The sequence below is a fragment of the Roseivivax sp. CAU 1753 genome, from assembly GCF_054482575.1.
The window spans coordinates 23,325-40,304 of the sequence record NZ_JBTLRF010000009.1; the positions used below are offsets into that span (position 1 = coordinate 23,325).

Annotated in this window: 13 protein-coding genes; 10 read left to right on the forward strand and 3 right to left on the reverse strand. The window is 68.2% G+C overall.

Features of this window, described 5'->3' with window-relative positions; all coding sequences use genetic code 11:
* Positions 1-175: 175 nt before the first annotated feature.
* From ACXYMN_RS16285 to ACXYMN_RS16295, 3 genes are all read right to left on the reverse strand, one after another.
* Positions 176-3,622, reverse strand: a complete 3,447-nt coding sequence (locus ACXYMN_RS16285; RefSeq protein WP_459014715.1) for an ATP-binding protein — start codon at positions 3,620-3,622, stop codon at positions 176-178.
* The gene (locus ACXYMN_RS16290) at positions 3,619-4,872 is read right to left on the reverse strand and encodes a metallophosphoesterase family protein (protein ID WP_459014716.1); all 1,254 of its coding nucleotides are present in this window, start codon (positions 4,870-4,872) and stop codon (positions 3,619-3,621) included. The genes ACXYMN_RS16285 and ACXYMN_RS16290 overlap by 4 nt, the downstream gene beginning before the upstream one ends.
* Before the next feature lie 92 nt (positions 4,873-4,964).
* Complete coding sequence (locus ACXYMN_RS16295; protein WP_459014717.1) at positions 4,965-5,606, reverse strand: TetR/AcrR family transcriptional regulator; 642 nt, start codon at positions 5,604-5,606, stop codon at positions 4,965-4,967.
* Between the two features lie 154 nt (positions 5,607-5,760).
* Here ACXYMN_RS16295 and ACXYMN_RS16300 point away from each other — a divergent pair, with 154 nt between their 5' ends.
* The 10 genes from ACXYMN_RS16300 (at position 5,761) to ACXYMN_RS16345 (ending at position 16,921) form a co-directional block, all read left to right on the forward strand.
* Positions 5,761-6,594, forward strand: a complete 834-nt coding sequence (locus ACXYMN_RS16300) for an FAD binding domain-containing protein (protein ID WP_459014718.1) — start codon at positions 5,761-5,763, stop codon at positions 6,592-6,594.
* Complete coding sequence (locus ACXYMN_RS16305) at positions 6,591-7,091, forward strand: (2Fe-2S)-binding protein (RefSeq protein WP_459014719.1); 501 nt, start codon at positions 6,591-6,593, stop codon at positions 7,089-7,091. The genes ACXYMN_RS16300 and ACXYMN_RS16305 overlap by 4 nt, the downstream gene beginning before the upstream one ends.
* Positions 7,088-9,469, forward strand: coding sequence for a xanthine dehydrogenase family protein molybdopterin-binding subunit (locus ACXYMN_RS16310; RefSeq protein WP_459014720.1), 2,382 nt, complete (start codon positions 7,088-7,090; stop codon positions 9,467-9,469). Before ACXYMN_RS16305 ends, ACXYMN_RS16310 begins: the two co-directional genes overlap by 4 nt.
* 67 nt (positions 9,470-9,536) lie before the next feature.
* Positions 9,537-10,592, forward strand: a complete 1,056-nt coding sequence (locus ACXYMN_RS16315) for a C4-dicarboxylate TRAP transporter substrate-binding protein (RefSeq protein ID WP_459014721.1) — start codon at positions 9,537-9,539, stop codon at positions 10,590-10,592.
* A 101-nt stretch (positions 10,593-10,693) separates the two neighbouring features.
* Positions 10,694-11,260 carry a TRAP transporter small permease subunit gene (locus ACXYMN_RS16320; protein WP_459014722.1) on the forward strand — a complete coding sequence of 189 codons (567 nt, stop codon included), beginning with the start codon at positions 10,694-10,696 and terminating at the stop codon, positions 11,258-11,260.
* A complete protein-coding gene (locus tag ACXYMN_RS16325; RefSeq protein WP_459014723.1) occupies positions 11,257-12,585 on the forward strand; it encodes a TRAP transporter large permease in 1,329 nt (442 codons plus the stop codon). Before ACXYMN_RS16320 ends, ACXYMN_RS16325 begins: the two co-directional genes overlap by 4 nt.
* A 259-nt stretch (positions 12,586-12,844) precedes the next feature.
* Positions 12,845-13,528 (forward strand): heme oxygenase-like domain-containing protein, encoded by a 684-nt coding sequence (locus ACXYMN_RS16330; RefSeq protein WP_459014724.1) that lies wholly within the window; start codon positions 12,845-12,847, stop codon positions 13,526-13,528.
* Positions 13,529-14,172: 644 nt separating this feature from the next.
* Positions 14,173-15,315 (forward strand): tetratricopeptide repeat protein, encoded by a 1,143-nt coding sequence (locus tag ACXYMN_RS16335; RefSeq protein WP_459014725.1) that lies wholly within the window; start codon positions 14,173-14,175, stop codon positions 15,313-15,315.
* 10 nt (positions 15,316-15,325) lie between these two features.
* Positions 15,326-16,180 carry a sulfatase-like hydrolase/transferase gene (locus tag ACXYMN_RS16340; RefSeq protein ID WP_459014726.1) on the forward strand — a complete coding sequence of 285 codons (855 nt, stop codon included), beginning with the start codon at positions 15,326-15,328 and terminating at the stop codon, positions 16,178-16,180.
* A gap of 60 nt (positions 16,181-16,240) precedes the next feature.
* On the forward strand, positions 16,241-16,921 hold the full coding sequence (locus ACXYMN_RS16345) for a hypothetical protein (protein ID WP_459014727.1): 681 nt from the start codon (positions 16,241-16,243) through the stop codon (positions 16,919-16,921).
* Positions 16,922-16,980 lie beyond the last annotated feature (59 nt).

Genomic DNA, 16,980 nt, shown 5'->3' on the forward strand with positions numbered 1-16,980 from the left:
CCTTCGTTTCGGGGTGCGGGCCGCTTCGTCACGCAGGCGAGATCCGGGCGCGCCGGGGTCGCGCGCAAAAACGGACGCCGCCGGACCAGCCCTGACTACCGTGTGCCGCGCCGGGGGGCCAGTCCCCGCAACGCCTTGCGCCCTGCGGGAAATCTTCCGCGCGCCTTTCCGCCGGTCAGCTTTCCGCCCCAAGCTCATGCACCCGCAGATCGTCGCCACAGACCTCGCGCGCGATCTCGACCACATGGGCATGGTGGGTCAGGTAGATGGCCTGCCCGGTGCGACCGATCCGCGCCATCAGTCGGCAGGCGGCGCGGGTCCGGTCCTCGTCGAAGGTCTCGAAGATGTCATCACAGAAGAACGGCAGCACAGTCCCCTGCTGCGCAAGCTGTTCGTAGGCCGCGGCCCGCAGCGCCAGGTACAACTGGAAACGCGTGCCCTTCGACATGTCCTGCGCGCGCTTTGTCCGCCCCGAGGGATCCTGCGCCACCAGCGTTTCGCGGTCCCCCTCGGGCATCGTGCGAAGCCGCGTATAGGCGTCGTTGGTCAACTCCGCAAAGGCCGTTTCGGTCGCCCGCATCATGCCGCTGCGATGCGCGTCGCGGTAGCGCCGGATGGCCTCTTCGGCCAGCTCATGGCCGAGATGCAGCTCCAGATAGGACAGCGCCACCGCGCGCATCTCAAGCTCAAGGGTCGCGCGCCGTTCGGTCAGCGCCGCGATATCCGCATCCCCGGTCACGGCGCGCAAATCGCGGTCCGCGGCACTGCGCGCGGCGATGGCGTCGCGGTAGGTCTCCTCGATGCGGGCGCTGTCCGCGTCAAGCTGCAACAGGTCCGCATCCAGATCGGTCGCGGTCACAGGGTCGAGCATCGCCCGCACGGCCCCCAGATCGTCCGCGTCCAGCATCGTGCACAGCGCCGCCTGCGTGTCATCCAGCCTGACGCGCGCATCGCGCACCCGCTGGGCCTGATCGACCGCCAGACGCAACGCCTTCAGGCTGTCTGTAGGCACCGCATCGGGAAAGACCTGCGCGATCCGGCGCGCGGCGTCGGCAAGCTCAGCGAGCCTGCGGGCAGCGTCGTCGCGGGCCGTCGTGGCGGTCGTCAACGCGTCTTTCAGCGCCTTGTGCCGCGCCTCGGCTTCGCGCGCGGTTTCGGCCCGGGCGCTCAGGTCGGCAAAGACCTCGAGCGGCGCGGCATCGCCCAGAAGGCCCAGGGGGCCCGCGATCTCGGTCACCGCTTTGGCGAAGGCGCGCTGATCCGCCACCATCGCGTCGATCTGCCGGGCGGTCCCGCTGCGCTGCGCCTCCAGTTCGCGCAGTTCCCGCAAGGGGCCGAAGGACGTCGTCAGCACGTCCGCGGCCACCCTGCCACCGAACGCCTCTGCCACCGCATCCTGCCAAGCGGCCTGATGGGTCGCGGCCTGCGCCTCAAGTGTTTTGAGGTGGCCAGCCCGACGGGCGCGGTCCCCGGTCAGGTCGCGCAACAGCGTCTCGGCAGAGGCGATCGCCGCGCGCCGCCCGCGTTCCTCTTCGGCAAGGCCGCGCGCCGCATCCATCAGGGTCCCGAAGTCCGGGTCCGCGAGGTCCAGATGCGGCGCCAGCGCCTCGGCCAGACGCGCCGCCTGCGCGAAGGTTTCCGCGTGTTCGGCGCGCACCCGGTCCAGCCGCTGCGCCGTGTCCCGCGCCTTTGCCAACAGCGCCAGCCAGCGTGTCAGCGCCGCCGCCGACACCGGATGGTCGATGCCGGTCCGTGCCACCGCGTCGGCCACCTGTGCCGCCATCTCCGCCCGGGTTGCGCGCAGACCCGAACGCGTCTCGGCATGGCAGACCCTCTGCGCCCGCAAGCGCGCCGCGTCCTGTTCAAGCTGGCGCATCTGGCCAAGGTCGCGGGCCTGCGCCAGACGTGCCGCCGCCGCCACGTCCACCGCCTGCATCGCCGCCTCGAAGGGCAGGGCGGTCGCCTCGGTCAGGGCCGCGCGATGGGCCCGCCACAGCGCGTCGCGCCGGTCGATCCCCGCCTTCGCCGCGCTGTCGCCGACCAGCCCTTCGGTCGCCCCGAGCGCCGCGATCCCTGCCTCGGCCTCGGCGATCTGGCGGTCCAGGGCCGCCGCCTCCTGATCCGCCGCGCGCACCTCCGCATCGGCGCGCGCCAGCGCCTCGGACAGTTCCTGCGCCTCCTCGGGGGTCAGCGGGCAGGTCGGCAGGACGTCGAAGACCTGACCCTTCAGAACCAGCGCATCGCGCGCCGCGTCGGCCTGCCTCTGTGCCTCCGCGACGGCCTGCGTGGCCGCGGCATGGCGCATGCCAAGGCGGTCCGCACCGAACCGCGCCAGCAGCGCATCGAGCCCGCTGCCCGGTGTGGGCGCAAGCTGGCCCAGCGCGGCCTCTGCCTGCGCGATCCGCGTGTCGAGCGCCGCGATCTCGCGCCGCTCCGCCTCGGTGTCGGCATTGGCCTGCCGGGCGCCCTCTCGGGCCTGCTCCAGCGTGGCAAGCTGCACCGTGCCGATCACCAGTGCCTCCGGTTCGGCATCGGCCGCCGCGCCCAGATCGCGGGCGGCACGGCGCATGTCGTCGCGGATGTCGGTCACGCGTTGCCGGCGCTTCGGCACGTCCATCTCTGCGGTCGCGAACCGGCTGCGCAATTCGTCCAGCGCGCCCAGCCGTGGCCCAAGCGCCAGCCCTTCGGGGTCGCGCGGGATGTCCTCCAGCGCGTCCTCGATCTGCCTGATTTCCGCCTCCAGTCGCGCCAGATCCGACTGCGCCTGCTGCTCATCGCTCTGCATCTCGACCAGCGTTTCGGCATCGACGTCCAGGCGCTCGGGAAAGCCCGGATGCGCCGCGATGAGCGCTGCGCAGGCGTCGATCTCGGCCAGTTTCGGCAAGGCGTCGCGCCGGGCCCGGGCCGTGGCGGTGGCGCGGGCATGGGCGGCGCGATCCGCCGTCGCGCGCGCCTCGGCCTCGACCGCCCGGTCGCGGGCCTGCCGCAAGCCGCGATAGGCGCTGGCGGTGACGTCCTCGTCGCGGATGCGGCGCTCGACCTCGGCCAGTTCGTGTTTCAGCGTCGCCATCCGGGTCTTGCTGCTGCGCTTCTTGTAAAGCGCGTCGGCCCGGTCGCGCACGCCGTCCAGCACGCCGGTCAGATCGCCGATCCCGGCGGCGGCGGAAAACAGCAGCCGCCCGATATCCCCCTTGGCGCTGGCGATCTCTTCGCCGCCGCGTTCTATCGTCTCGTCATCGAGGCACAGAAGGTTGCGATAATCGTCCAGCGCCAGCCCGCCCAGATGCGCCGCGAGCGCCTGTTCGGGCAGCACCTGCCCCTGCGCATCCACCAGGTTTCCGGTCCGCTGCGGCGATCGGGTCAGGGCCAGATCGTGATCGCCAAGATCCAGCACGCCCGCAACCCGCAGCATCCTGCGCTCATGCCGGAAGGCGTAGGGGTCGATATGCGGAAACCCGTAGAGCAGCCGCAGAAAGCCCTCCATCGTCGTGGTCTTGCCCGCCTCGTTGGGGCCGTGGACAATGTGGAAATCCGACCCGCCGCGCGGGCGCGGGCCGAAGTCATAGGACTTCTCGGTGAACTGCCCGAAGAGCGACAGGTCAAGCCGCCGCAGCCGGATCATTCCGCCGATCCCTTCATCAGCGCTGTGACGTGGCGCGCGCCGTCCCGGGCCAGCCGCTGCGCCAGCGCGCCCTGCGCGTCCGCGTCCGGCAGCAGGGCGGCGCGCAGATGCGTCGGAACGTCGCCCAGAACGTCCGCCACCAGCGTCGCCATCGCGGCGGCAAATCCGGGCTCCGCGCGGATCGCCTCCATCAGCGCCGCAAGCTCGGCGGTGGCGCTGCCGTCGGTCCTGGTGCCCGCCGGATCCGACAGCGCGACGGTGACCTGCTCGATCCAGAGACAGCCGGTCTCCCGCGCCAGATCGGCGATCACCGCCTCCCATGAGTCGCGGTCCCGTTCGACCTGCCAGCCCCGCGCATAGGCCCCGGTCAGCCGCAGCCGCACGATCGCCGCGTCCGACCCGATCCTGCCCGCCTCCGCGCGCAACGCGTCGCGGATCCGCTGGCGCAGGGCGTCATCCCCGTCGCAGCCGGTCGCATCGACGTCCAGCCTGCGGAACTCGACCTGCGACGTGGCGATCTGCGACACCGTGATGGCGCCTGTCCCGGTGCCCCCGTCCTTAATGGTCAGCATTGTGGCGCTCTGCGCGCCCGCCTCGCCGATATCGCGGCCCTGCGGAATGCCCGGCATCACGATCCACGGTGCCTCGCTGTGCACCTGTCGCTTGTGCACATGTCCGAGCGCCCAGTAGTCAAAGCCCATGCCGACAAGCTCTGCCACCGAACAGGGCGCATAGGTGTCATGCTCGGCAGAGCCGCCCAGCGACGTGTGCAGCAGCGCGATGTTGACGGCCCCCGGCACCGGTGCCGCGAATTTCGAAAGCAGGCTGTCCGGCGCATGCCTGTCGCGAAAGCTGACGCCGTGCAACCAGATGTCGTGATCGCCCAGCTGGACCCTGCCGCCGCGCCCGTCGAAGACATGCACGTTGTCGGGCAGGGGCACCTCGCCGGTGATCGGGTTCTCGGCGTCGTGGTTGCCCTTGATGTAGAACACCGCGATGCCCGCCGCCCGCAACCGGTCAAGCTGCGTCGTCAGAAAGGCCGCCGTGCGCGCGCTGCGGGCCGCCCCGTCATACAGATCGCCCGCGATCAGAAGCGCTGCGACGTCTTCCTCGAGGGCGGCATCGACAATGCGCGTGAACGCCCCCCGCGTGGCGGCGCGCACCCGGTCGCGCAGGTCCGCGTCCTTCAGCGCAAGCGATTTCAGCGGCGAGTCGAGGTGGATGTCGGCGGTATGGAGTATCTTGATCAAGGCGGCCTCTTTCGGGGCGCACATTCTAGGCGATGCCCGGCAGATGCAATCGGGGTTTTCGTCGCCCGGCCCCCCGGTGCCGGTCCCTCGCCTCAGTCCCCGCAGAGGCCAAAGCCGATCAGGAACCGGTCGATCGCGCCGTCGATGGCGGGCTGCGGGTCGTCGGGGCAGGGCATGCGGTAGATGTGTTGACGGATGCCGATATAGACGATGCCGCCATGCAGGTTCCAGATGTCCTCCATTGTCGGCTCCGGGCCGGTCTGCGCGTCATGGACGAGTTCCACCAGCAGCGGTCGCAGGATCGCTTCACCCAGATGCTCCAGATAGCGGCGGTTCAGCGCGGTGCCGGCAAGCCCGGAAAACATGAAGATGCGCATCCATTCGTACTGGAAGATCAGCGCGCTGTACTCAGCGTAGAAGTGGCGCAGCCGGTCACGCAGCGGCACCGACCGGTCCTTCAGGCGCTCTGGCCAGTCCGGTGACAGCCGGCCCAGGTAGACCCGTTCATAGACCGCCTCGATCAGGTCGCCCTTTGAGGCGAAGTAGTTGAAAAGAAGCGACTGCGTGATGCCAAGCCGCTTTGCCAGGTCGCGGGTCTTGCCGTCGAGTCCTTGCTCGGCAAAGAACGCCACCGCGCCATCTACGATCTGCTGGCGGCGTTCCTCGGGGGGAAGCCGCCGACGCGGGGCCTGTGCACCGTCCTTTTCGCCATCGCTGTCGACCCGTTTGTCCATCGTCCGGTTCTCTCCGCAGGCTGTGCCGAAAACAATCTACTTGCATTATGGTGCGTTTTATAGATCAAATGATCAACACAGTTGAGCCCTTGCTCAACAAGCGGTGCCCGCATCTCGTGAGGCAGGTATCGCGGCACGTCTGGGGAGGACAGCCATGAAAGCATCGGCGGGCGGATACGTCCGGGCCAGGGATCTGGGCCACGCGCTGGACCTGCTGGCCCACGCGGACGGCATGGGCCGGGTTCTCGCAGGCGGGCAAAGTCTGGTCGCCGCGATGAACATGCGGCTGACCACCGGCGACATGCTGGTCGATATCTCGCGGCTGACCGAGTTGCGCGGCGTCTCCGAAGACGGCGACACCCTGCGCATCGGCGCGCTGACCCGCCATGCAGAAATCGGCAGTGACGCCCTGGTCGCCCGGCATGTCCCGCTTCTGGCAGAGGCGGTCCGCTACATCGCCCACGCCGCGATCCGCAATCGCGGCACCATCGGCGGCGCGCTGGCCCATGCCGACCCGGCGGCGGAATTTCCCGCCTGCATTCTTGCGCTCGGGGCGACGCTCGAGATGCAGGGCCCGGATGGCATGCGTCACGTCGCCGCCGACGATTTCTTCCATGACGTGTTCGAAACGGCACTCGCGGAAGGCGAGATCCTGACCGCCATATCCATCCCCAAGGCCGCGCCGGACGAGGCCCATGTGATCGAGGAAGTCGCGCGCCGGTCGGGCGACTATGCGCTGGCCGGACTTTGTCTTGTGCGGCGTGCGGCAGGGCACCGGGTGGCGCTCTTTTCGGTCGGCGCGAAGCCGGTTCTGGCGACGCGCGCGATGGCGGCGCTCGATGCGGGCGACGTCGAGGCGGCGGCTCAGGCCCTGATGGCCGAGATCGACCCGCCGTCCGACACCCAGGCCAGTGCCGCCTACCGCCGCCACCTGAGCGGCGTTCTGTTGCGCCGCGCCATGGCGCGAACCCAAGGAGTTGAGGCATGACCGGGATGTTCCGCGACAAGATCGACATCGCACTGACCGTGAACGGAGAGCCGGTCGAGGCGCGCGTGCCCGCGGGCCAGCACCTGATCGACTTCCTGCGGCTCGAACTGGGGCTGACCGGGGCGCATGCAAGTTGCGAACACGGCGTCTGCGGGGCCTGCACCCTGCGCGTCGACGGCGATGCCGTGCGCGGTTGCCTGACGCTGGCCGCGCAGGCCGACGGGGCCGAGGTCTGGACCATCGAGGGGTTGTCCGAAAGCGCCGAGATCGCTGACCTGCAGGCCGAGTTCGTGACCCGCAACGCGCTGCAATGCGGCTTCTGCACGCCGGGCATGCTGGTCGCGGCAGAGGAACTGCTCCGCGCCGGACCGGTGCCCAGCCGCGCCGAGATCCGCGAACACCTTTCGGGCAACTATTGCCGCTGCACCGGCTACGAAGCCATCGTGGATGCGGTCGAAACCGTGGCGCAGGCGCGCGCCGCAAAGGGGGCGGCATGACCATCGCTTTCGGCAATCCCGACCGTCCGAATTCCTATATCGGCAAGACCGTGCCGCGCCCCAACGCGGGTCGGCTGGTGCAGGGCCGGGGGCAATATGTCGACGACATCCAGCTGCCGCGCATGGTGCATGTGGTCTTCGTCCGCTCGCCCTTCGCCCATGCCCGGATCGGCACCATCGAGACGACCGAGGCCCGTGCCGTCAGGGGCGTTCTGCGCATCTTCACCGGGGCCGATATCGCCGAGGTCTGCACGCCCTGGGTGGCGGTGCTGGCGCATCTCAAAGGCCTGAAATCGCCGCCCGAACACGCCATCGCGGTGGACCGTGCGGCCTGGGTCGGTGAACCCGTGGCCGCCGTCGTCGCCACCACCCGCGCCGCCGCCGAGGAAGCCGCGGCCCTGGTCGAGGTCGACTTCGATCCGCTGCCCGTGGTCACCGACATGATGACCGCGCTCGATGCCGATACTCCCGTGCTGCACCCCGAGATGGGCGACAACCTGGCCTTTCGTCGCCTGCACGAGGAAGGCGATACCGATGCCGCCTTCGCCTCGGCGCACAAGGTCGTCTCGGCGCATTTCCGCACCGCGCGCCACACCGGCGTGACGCTCGAGCCGCGCTCGATCCTGGTCGACTGGAATCCCGCCGAAGGGCAGTTGACCGCCTGGCACGCCACCCAGGCCCCGCACATGATGCAGACCGTGCTGGCGCAGCATCTCGACATTCCCGAGGGGCGCGTGCGGGTGATCTGCGGCGATGTCGGCGGCTCCTACGGGATCAAGGTGCATGTCTATCCCGACGAAGTGGCCACCGCCGCGATTGCCAGGATCATGGGCCGCCCGGTGAAGTTCGTCGCCGACCGGCTGGAAAGCTTTTCCACCGACATTCACGCCCGCGACCACGAGATCGAGGCCAAGATCGCCGTCGATGCGGAGGGCAAGATCCTGGCCATCGATGTGGACGACTGGACCGCCATCGGGGCCTATTCGGTCTATCCGCGCACCTCCGCGATCGAGGGCAACCAGGTCGTCAACCTCTGCGGCGGCCCCTACGATTTCGCGAATTATCGCGCGCAGACCACGGTGGTCTTCCAGAACAAGACGCCGACCTGCCAGTATCGCGCCGTGGGCCACCCCATCGCCGTGGCGATCACCGAAGGGCTGGTGGACATGGCCGCCGCCGCGCTCGACATGGACCCGGTCGAGATCCGGCGTCGCAACATGTATGCCGACGATGCCTACCCGGTCACCTCGCCGGCCAAGATGCGCTTCGAGGGACTGTCGCATCACGCCTCGATGGACAAGCTCATGGCGCTGATGGATTACGACGCGCTGCGCGCCGACCAGGCCGAGGCCCGTGCGCGGGGCGTGCATCGCGGCATCGGCATCGCGTCCTTCATCGAACTGACCAACCCGTCGCCCTTCATGTACGGCATCGGCGGCGCGCGGATCTCGGCGCAGGACGGCTGCACCGTGCGGATGGATCCCGACGGCTCGCTCGTGGCGCTGTCGGGCGTGACCGAACAGGGCCAGGGCACCGAGGCGATGCTCAGCCAGATCGTCGCGGAAGGCGTCGGCGTCAGCCCCTCAAAGGTCCGCGTCATCACCGGCGACACGCAGGTGACGCCCTATGGCGGCGGCACCTGGGCGTCGCGCGGGGCCGGGATCGGCGGCGAGGCGGCGCTGCAATCGGCGCGTGCGCTGCGCGCATCCATCCTCGAGGTGGCGGCGGCGATGTTGCAGGCCGACGCGGACACGCTCGATATTCGCGACGGGCAGGTGGTCGATGCCGACACCGGCGCCGACCGCATGCCGCTCGAGGAGCTGGGTCGCATCGTCTATTTCCGCGGCGATACCCTGCCGCAGGGCCTGCCGCGCGAACTGGTCCAGACCCGCCATTACATCACCTCGGAATACCCCTTCGCCTTCACCAATGGCGTGCAGGCCAGCTATCTCGAGGTCGATACCGATACCGGCGTCGTCACCCTGCTCAAGCATTGGTGCGTCGAGGATTGCGGTCGCATCATCAATCCGCAGCTGGTCGACGAACAGATCCGCGGCGGCATCGTGCAAGGCCTCGGCGGCGCGCTGTTCGAGGAAATCCACTACGACGAAGAGGGCCAGCTTCTGAACGGCTCGATGGCCGATTACCTCGTGCCGATGGCCGCCGAGATGCCCGACATGGTCATCGGCCACGTCGAGACGCCGACCAAGGAAAGCGAACTGGGCGCGAAAGGCGCGGGCGAGGCGGGCACCGCCGGGGCCCCCGCTGCCGTCATGAACGCGATCAACGACGCCCTGCGCCCTCTGAATGCGCAGGTGACCGAAATGCCGTTCACGCCCGAACGCGTCCTGCGCGCGCTCGGCAAGATCCGGGACTGAACGCGCCCGGACCCGACAGACAGAAACCGGGACGCAGGAGGAGGCGTCCCACAGGAGGAGAAACGACATGAAATACACCACATTCGGTGCGGCAACCGCACTGGCGCTTCTGACCGGGGGCATGGCCGCCGCGCAGCAGCAGATTACCATCAACATCGGCTCGTCGCACCCCGAGGCCAATATCTGGGTCTATGCGATGAAGAACACCTTCCAGCCCGAGGTGAACCGCATCCTCGGCGAGGCGGGTGAATACCAGGTCAACTGGGCCGAATCCTATGCGGGCACGCTGTACAAGTTCACCGATACCCGCGAGGCGGTGATGGACGGCATCGTCGATGTCGGCATGGTCGGCACGGTCTGGGAAGGCGCCAACATGCCGCTCCAGAACGTGACCTACTTCACGCCCTTCGCCACCGAAGATCACAAGATGATCATCGAGATCTTCGACGACCTGTCCGCCAACCTGCCCGAGCTGCGCGACAGCTGGGCCGAGAACGGCATGGTGCACCTGTCGTCGCTGATCACCGACAGCTACGACATCTACGCCACCTTCCCGGTCTCCTCGATGGCCGACCTGCAGAACCGCAAGCTGAATGCGCCGGGCACCTCGGCCAACTGGCTGCAGGAAACCGGCGCGACGCCGGTCGATGGCGCGCTGACCACCTATTACACCAACATCCAGACCGGTGTGACCGAGGGCACGCTGTCCTTCGCCTCGGGCATCCTGCCCACCCGCGTCTACGAGGTGGCGCCCGAACTGACCCGCGTCGGCATCGGGTCGATGTATTTCGGCGGCATCGCGGCCAACAAGGACGTCTTCGACGGTCTGCCCGCCCCGGTGCAGGACGCTTTCCGCGAAGCCGCCAAGGCGACCTCGGCGGCGCATGGCGACTACGTGGCCGACCTTGCCGCGCGCGCGCTGGTCGAGATGCAGGACGCGGGCCTGACCATCCACGAGCTGCCCGAGGCCGAGAAAGCCGCCTGGGTGAACGGGCTGCCCAACATCATCGAGCCGTGGCTCGAACAGACGGGCGATGCCGGCAGGGTCGTGCTCAAGGCCTATTTCGACGCGCTGCGCGAACGCGGGGCCACACCGCTTCGGGCTTGGGACGAAGGCCTCTGACGCCAGACCGTATTCGAAACCGCCCGTCCGGAAACCCTTCCGGGCGGGCCCGTCTTGATACGACGGAATGACGGCATGGCGACGGGGGGCCAGGGACAGCGATGACTGACGAGACCGAAGTCGAAGACCACGGCGACGCCTATGTGCCACGCTTTTCCGACGCTCCGTTCGGCGCGGTTCTCGGCGGGGTCGCGGCCATCATGTCGTCGGTCGGCACGCTGTGGATCGGCGCGCTGATGGCGCTGATCGTCGCCGACGTGATCGGGCGCAACTTCCTCGATGCGCCGATCACCGGCGTCTCCGAGATCGCGGGCCGCTCGGTCGTGGCCATCGTCTTTCTTCAGGTTGCCGCCGCGATCCTGCAAAAGCGCTTGACCCGCGCCGATTTCCTGATCCGCCGCATCGAACGCGCCTCGCCGCGCAGCGTCAGCCTGATCGAGGCCGTCTTCTGCCTTGTCGGCGCGGTCGTGTTCGCGCTGATCCTCTGGGCCTCCTGGCCGAAATTCGGCAGCGCATGGGCCACGTCCGAATTCTTTGGCGTCCAGGGCGTCTTTACCATCCCGACCTGGCCGTTCCGCGGCATCACCGTTCTCGGGTCCGCGGTGGCGTCGCTTGCGGCGCTCTACCGGATGCAGGATGAAATCCGCCATGTCCGGAGGTCCACATGACCACACTTGCGATCGGTTTTGTGTTGATCGGCGCGCTGATCGTGCTGGTTCTTCTGGGCATGCATATCGCTTACGCGCTGTTTTCGGTCGCCTTTGTCGGCATCTGGATCATCCGCGAAAACATCGGCCTTGCCTTCCGGATGCTCGAGTTGACCGCCTATTCGGGCATCGCCGATTACCTGTTCGCCACCATCCCGCTGTTCGTGCTGATGGGATTGCTGGTCAGCGTCTCGAATGTCGGGCGCGACACCTTCGAGGTGGCCGAGCAATTGCTGCGCCGGATGATCTGCGGCCTGGGCGTCGCCACCGTCGCCGCCAACACCATCTTCGCCGCCGTCACTGGCGTCTCCATCGCCTCGGCGGCGGTCTTCACCCGCGTCGCCGTCCCCGAGATGACACGCCACGGCTACCGCCCGGCCTTCTCGGCGGGCACCGTCGCGGGGTCTTCGGTGCTGGGCATGCTGATCCCGCCCTCGCTCTTGCTGATCATCTACGGCGTGCTGGCCGAGGTCTCGATCGGGGGGATGTTCCTTGCCGGTATCCTGCCGGGCCTGTTTCTGGCCGGCGGTTTCGTGGCGATGCTCGTGGCCATCACCATGCTCTTTCCGGGCTTCGTGCTGGCCGATCCCGACGCCATCCGCGAACGCCGCCTCGACCGCGAGATCGTGCCGATGCCGCTGGGCACCATGATCGCCAAGCTCATCCCCATCGTGCTCCTGGTCATTCTCGTTCTGGGCGGGCTCTATACCGGGTATTTCACCCCGACCGAAGCGGGCGGGATCGGCGCTTTCGGTGCGCTGCTGGTCGCCATCTCGCGCCGCAGCCTCGACCGTCACAAGCTCTGGCAGGTGATGAAGCAGACCGGCGTGATCTCGGTCTCGATCCTGCTTCTGCTGATCGCGGCGTCGTTCTATTCACGGATGCTGTCGATCGCGGGTCTGCCCAACGCCATCGCCGGGCTGGTCACCAATTCCGGGTTCGAGCCCTTGGGCTTTCTGTTCTTCTACGCGGTCATCATTCTGCTGATGGGGATGATCCTCGATTCCACCTCGATCCTGCTGATCATGGTGCCCATCGCCGCGCCCATCGCGCAGGGCATGGGGATCGACCTTTCGCATTTCGGTATCGTCACCGTGCTGGCGGTCGAGATCGGGCTCTTGACGCCGCCTTTCGGGATCTCGGTTTTCACCGTGCACAACACGCTGAACGATCCCGACGTATCGGTCGAACAGATCTTCGCCGCGACCATGCCGTTCATCGGGGTCATGCTGCTGGTTCTGGTGCTTGTGGCGCTGTTGCCCTGGACAGCCACGGTCTTTCTCTGACGCGCCCGCCCGCGGGACAGGATCGGCGGTCCGTCGGCGTTTTTGCATATCTTAAGGTTTGTGGGCGCAGGATGGCGGAAAGCCAGTGAAAAGACCGCGAATCAACGATGAATGCACCGAAACTCCTGTGGCACACCCACGGACGCACCGATCCCCCCGCTTCGGCCGATCATGGCACCGGCAGGCGCGCCACCTGTCGCGACGCGGCGTTGCCCTTGGGGTCGGCCTCTGGCCGGGTCCGTCCCGGATCGCTGCGCGGATGAAGCGCGCGCCCGAACCGTCCGCCGCGCGCGCCCTGCTGGCCGATTGCACACGCGATCTGCACGCGGCGCTGCACGCCCACGCCATGATCGCGCGTCTGGCCGCCCCGGACCTGCGCATCGCCGAATACGCGGCGCTGCTGCAGGCCTGCCTCTGGTTCCATCAGGCGGTCGAGGATCGGCGCCGGGCCGCCTGCGCCTTCGAGGCGCTGACGCTCGACCGCAGCCTCGCCGCCTTGCGGGCGGACCTGCGCCATCTGGCCCTTGCGCCGGTGGCAGACGGGCCCCGGCCCACGCTCGCGCTCGACAGTCCCAGCGCGATCCTTGCCGCGCTTTACGTCCTGCACGGCGCGCCGTTCGGCTCGGGGCAACTCGATGACTGCATTGCCATGTCGCTGCCGGACGCGCCGCGCCATTTCGTCGGGCTCGGGCAATGTCGCCCGCTCTGGCGCTTGTTGACAGCCGAACTCGACCGCCATGGCCAGTCCGACCGGGGGCGCGCCGTGCTGGTCGATGTGACGGGCGATACCGTCCGCGCCCTGGGCGCTTTCGTCACCACCTGCGGCGCGGCATTGTACGACGCGCCGCCGGACCGGACCACCGCCATACCCAAGCCCGCCGCGTCCGCGCGATCCGGTGCGGCGCAGCACGTCTTCGGCCCGATGCCGCACCCGCCCGCATGACCCTTGCCGGTCGCCGCGCCCGCAGCGGCCTGTCACGGCACCGGCACCGGCATCGGCACCGACAGCACCGCACAAACCCCGGTGTCGGGACCGCGCTCGCCGCGTCCTCCTGTCGTCCGCGGGCCTTCCGCACCGCCTGATCTGCCCCCCGGCGCGCGGCGCTCTGGCCCGGGCCAGGCCCCTCTTCGGCCATCATTCACCCGGATCGCGCCCCGCACCTCGGCCCCTTGCCTCAGCTCTTTTCCAGGCCCGGTTGACCTTGGGTCACCATCCGCGCGACGGACCTCTGGCATCTGTCGTTCCACGCGGCAGAGAATCCCTTGACTGGAAAGTGCCCGGAAATGCGCCACAATGGTCGCTTTGATGCTGCACTGCGACATTCTGCGCTACACGCATAGGGCGAGTCGCTGCAACGGCTTCCTGCCCGCCGTGCATCTGGTCTGATAATCCCTTCATTATCAGTGCGTTACGCCGTTGCTGTAATCTTGACATAGGTCGGTGCGGGATTCCGGACCAGACGTGACCGGTATTTACGCCTATACTGGCGGCGTTTATACCTTGGTCGGCCAAAGTGCTGTCGGCGCGATTTTTTCTGCGCGCCTAAAGCATTGAATTCACGCCGTTCGATTTAGGAGCCGCCCATTATGTCCGAAAGACGCCTCGCCCGCGATAGTCAAGCACTGCTGCGCCAGCGTGTCAAAGATGGGTTGGCGGCCCTCAAGCAGAATGACTTTGATACCGCGCAGGAGCTGTTCACCGATCTGCTCGAAGCGCAGCCGGACCTCGCGGTGGCGCATCTCGGCATGGGCCGTGTCCTGGCCAAGCTGGGCGAAACGCAGCGCGCGCTCGAGCATTTCCAGGAAGCGCAGGCGCTCAAGCCCGACATGGTTCCGGCGCAGATCTTCGGTGCCGAAATGCTGGAAAAGCTCGGCGAAACCGACGAGGCCATGGCCGAGCTTGAAACCGCCGTCGCGCTCGATCCGTCCGCCAGTGCCGCCTACCTGCGGATGTCGCGGATCCTGACCGAGGACGGGCGTCAGGACGAGGCTCTGGCGCTGTTGCGCGAAGCCGTTCTGCACAATCCTCAGGACGTGCGCCTGCGCCTGTCGCTGGCCTCTGCCCTCGGGCGTGCCAAAGAGGTCGAGGCCGCCGCCCACGAGCTGCGCCGCATCGCCGAGATCAAGCCCGACCTGTGGCTGCCGCACTATCAGCTTGGCCGCATGCACATGAAGGCCGGTGAAAACGAGGCGGCGCGCGATGCGCTCAACCGTGCCGCCACCCTGGCGCCCGACCGCGTGCCGGTGCACCAGGCGCTGGGCCAGGTTCAGGCCGCGCTCGAGGAACACGCGCAGGCCGCGCGGTCCTTCGACCGGGCGGTGGCGCTCAAGCCCGACAACCCGCGCGCGGTGCTGCGGGCCGCCCAGGCGCGTGCGAAGACCGGGCGTACCAAGGAAGCGCTCGATCTGGTGATGCAGCTGGGCCCCAAGGCGCGCCGGTCGGGTTTCGTGCAAAAGGCGCTGGGCGACATCTACATGGGGATGGAGCGGTTCGAGGACGCGATCGACTGCTATCGCGCCGCGGTGCTCAACACGACCAAGCTGGCCGAGGCCGCGCCCGAACTGGTCAAGCTGGCCGAATCCCCGGTCCCCGAGGACAAGCCCGCCTTTGCCGAATTGCTGCGCGGAAAGCTGGTCGAAAACCTGTCCGCGCTCGCCGAGGGGCAGGAGGGCGGTCGCGGCGGTCTGCGTGCCCGCTTTGCCGCGCGTCGTCAGCAGATGGCGAGCTGAGGGTCCCTGGATGCCACGCAACCTCGTCCTGATTACCTATGACAGCTGCCGCTTCGATTCGGTCATGGCGGCGCAGGCCCCTGCGCTGCGCAAGCTGGGCGAAATCGAGAAACGCTATTCCTACGCCTCCTGGACCGCGCCGTCGCATTACACCTTCATGATGGGCCTGGTGCCGCACACGTCGCCGTCGCATGTCTACGCCTCCGAGGTCTACAAGGAAGATTTCGCCAAGTGGTCCGACCGGCTCGAGATCCCCGATCTCGCGTTCGAGACGTTCCTGCCGCAGCTTTCCCTGCCCGGCATGTTGCGGCAATACGGCTACCGCACGGTGGGGCGCGTCTCGATGCCGGTGCTGAACCCGCAGACGGTGATCTCGAACGCCTTCGACGACTACAAGCTGATGTCGAACCACAACGATTTCGCGGGCATGGTCGACGAGGTCAGCTTCTCGCGCGATCAGCCCAGCTTCCACTTCTTCAACCTCGGCGAAACGCATTACCCCTACATGCTCAAGGACGACGCGCTGCCGCATATCTCGGGCCTGCATGGGGTTGCCAAGACGCTGGCGGCGGGCGGCGATGCAGGCGGGCGCGGGGTCGGTGCCATGAGCGTCGAGGAGTTCTTCAGCGATGACGTGATGCGCGGTCTGCACCAGCAACAGATCCGCTGCGTCGAGTATCTCGACGGGCTGCTGGAGGCGCTGTACGAAAAGGCCCCCTCGAACACATGGTTCATGATCATGGGGGACCACGGCGAAGCCTTCGGAGAGCAGGGGTACTTCGGACACGGCCCGATCATGCACGAAAAGGTCTTTGAAGTGCCCTTCGTGGAAGGGCCACGGCCCCGGAAGGCACGCTTGATATGACGGGGGTTTTGCAGCGGTCGCGTGTCGTGTCGATCGCCGCAACAGACAAAGGGATGAAAGATGTCTGACAATGACGGAGACAAGCGCCGGGAAGCGCTTCAGCGATTGCGGGAACGTCGCGGGTCTGGCGAAGCCCCGCAGCAGCTCCTGCCGCAAGGCGGTGGTGGTGCAGGTGCGGGCGGCGGCGGCGAACGGCTGCGCAAGCTGCTGGCCGGTCGGCAGGGCGGTGCCGGTGGTGCCGGGGCAGGCGCTGGCGGTGCGGGCGGCGGCAAGCTGCGGCAATTGCTTCAGGCCCGCGCGGGCGGCGGTGCCGGTGGCGCAGGCGGCGGTGCCGGTGGTGGCCTCGGTGGTGGCGGTGGTCTCGGAGGGCGCGCTGGCGGTCTGGGCGGTGGTCTGGGCGGCGGCGCGGGCGCTGGCGGGGCCGGGGCCGGGGCCGGTGGCGCACAGGATCGCCCGCTTCTGCGCAAGCTTCTCGCCCAACGCGGCGGTGCGGGCAAGGGCGCGGGTCTCGGTGGCGGCGGTCTCGGTGGCGCTGCTGCCGGCGGGCGCGGCGGCGACAAGGCGGGCGCGGCCCGCGATCCCGAAAAACTTCGCGGCATCCTCGAAGACCGGATCGATAAGCTGCAGGCCCGGTTGCAGGCGCTCGATACAGCGCCCGCCGACGGCATCGAGGACGCGGAAACCATCGACACGCCCAATACCCCTCCGCCGCCGCCGGAAAAGTCCGGCAACAAGACCTGACCGGGGCAGGTACCGGAACGCGGGGCTGACCGCGCTCTGAACGAACTGGAGACTTTGCA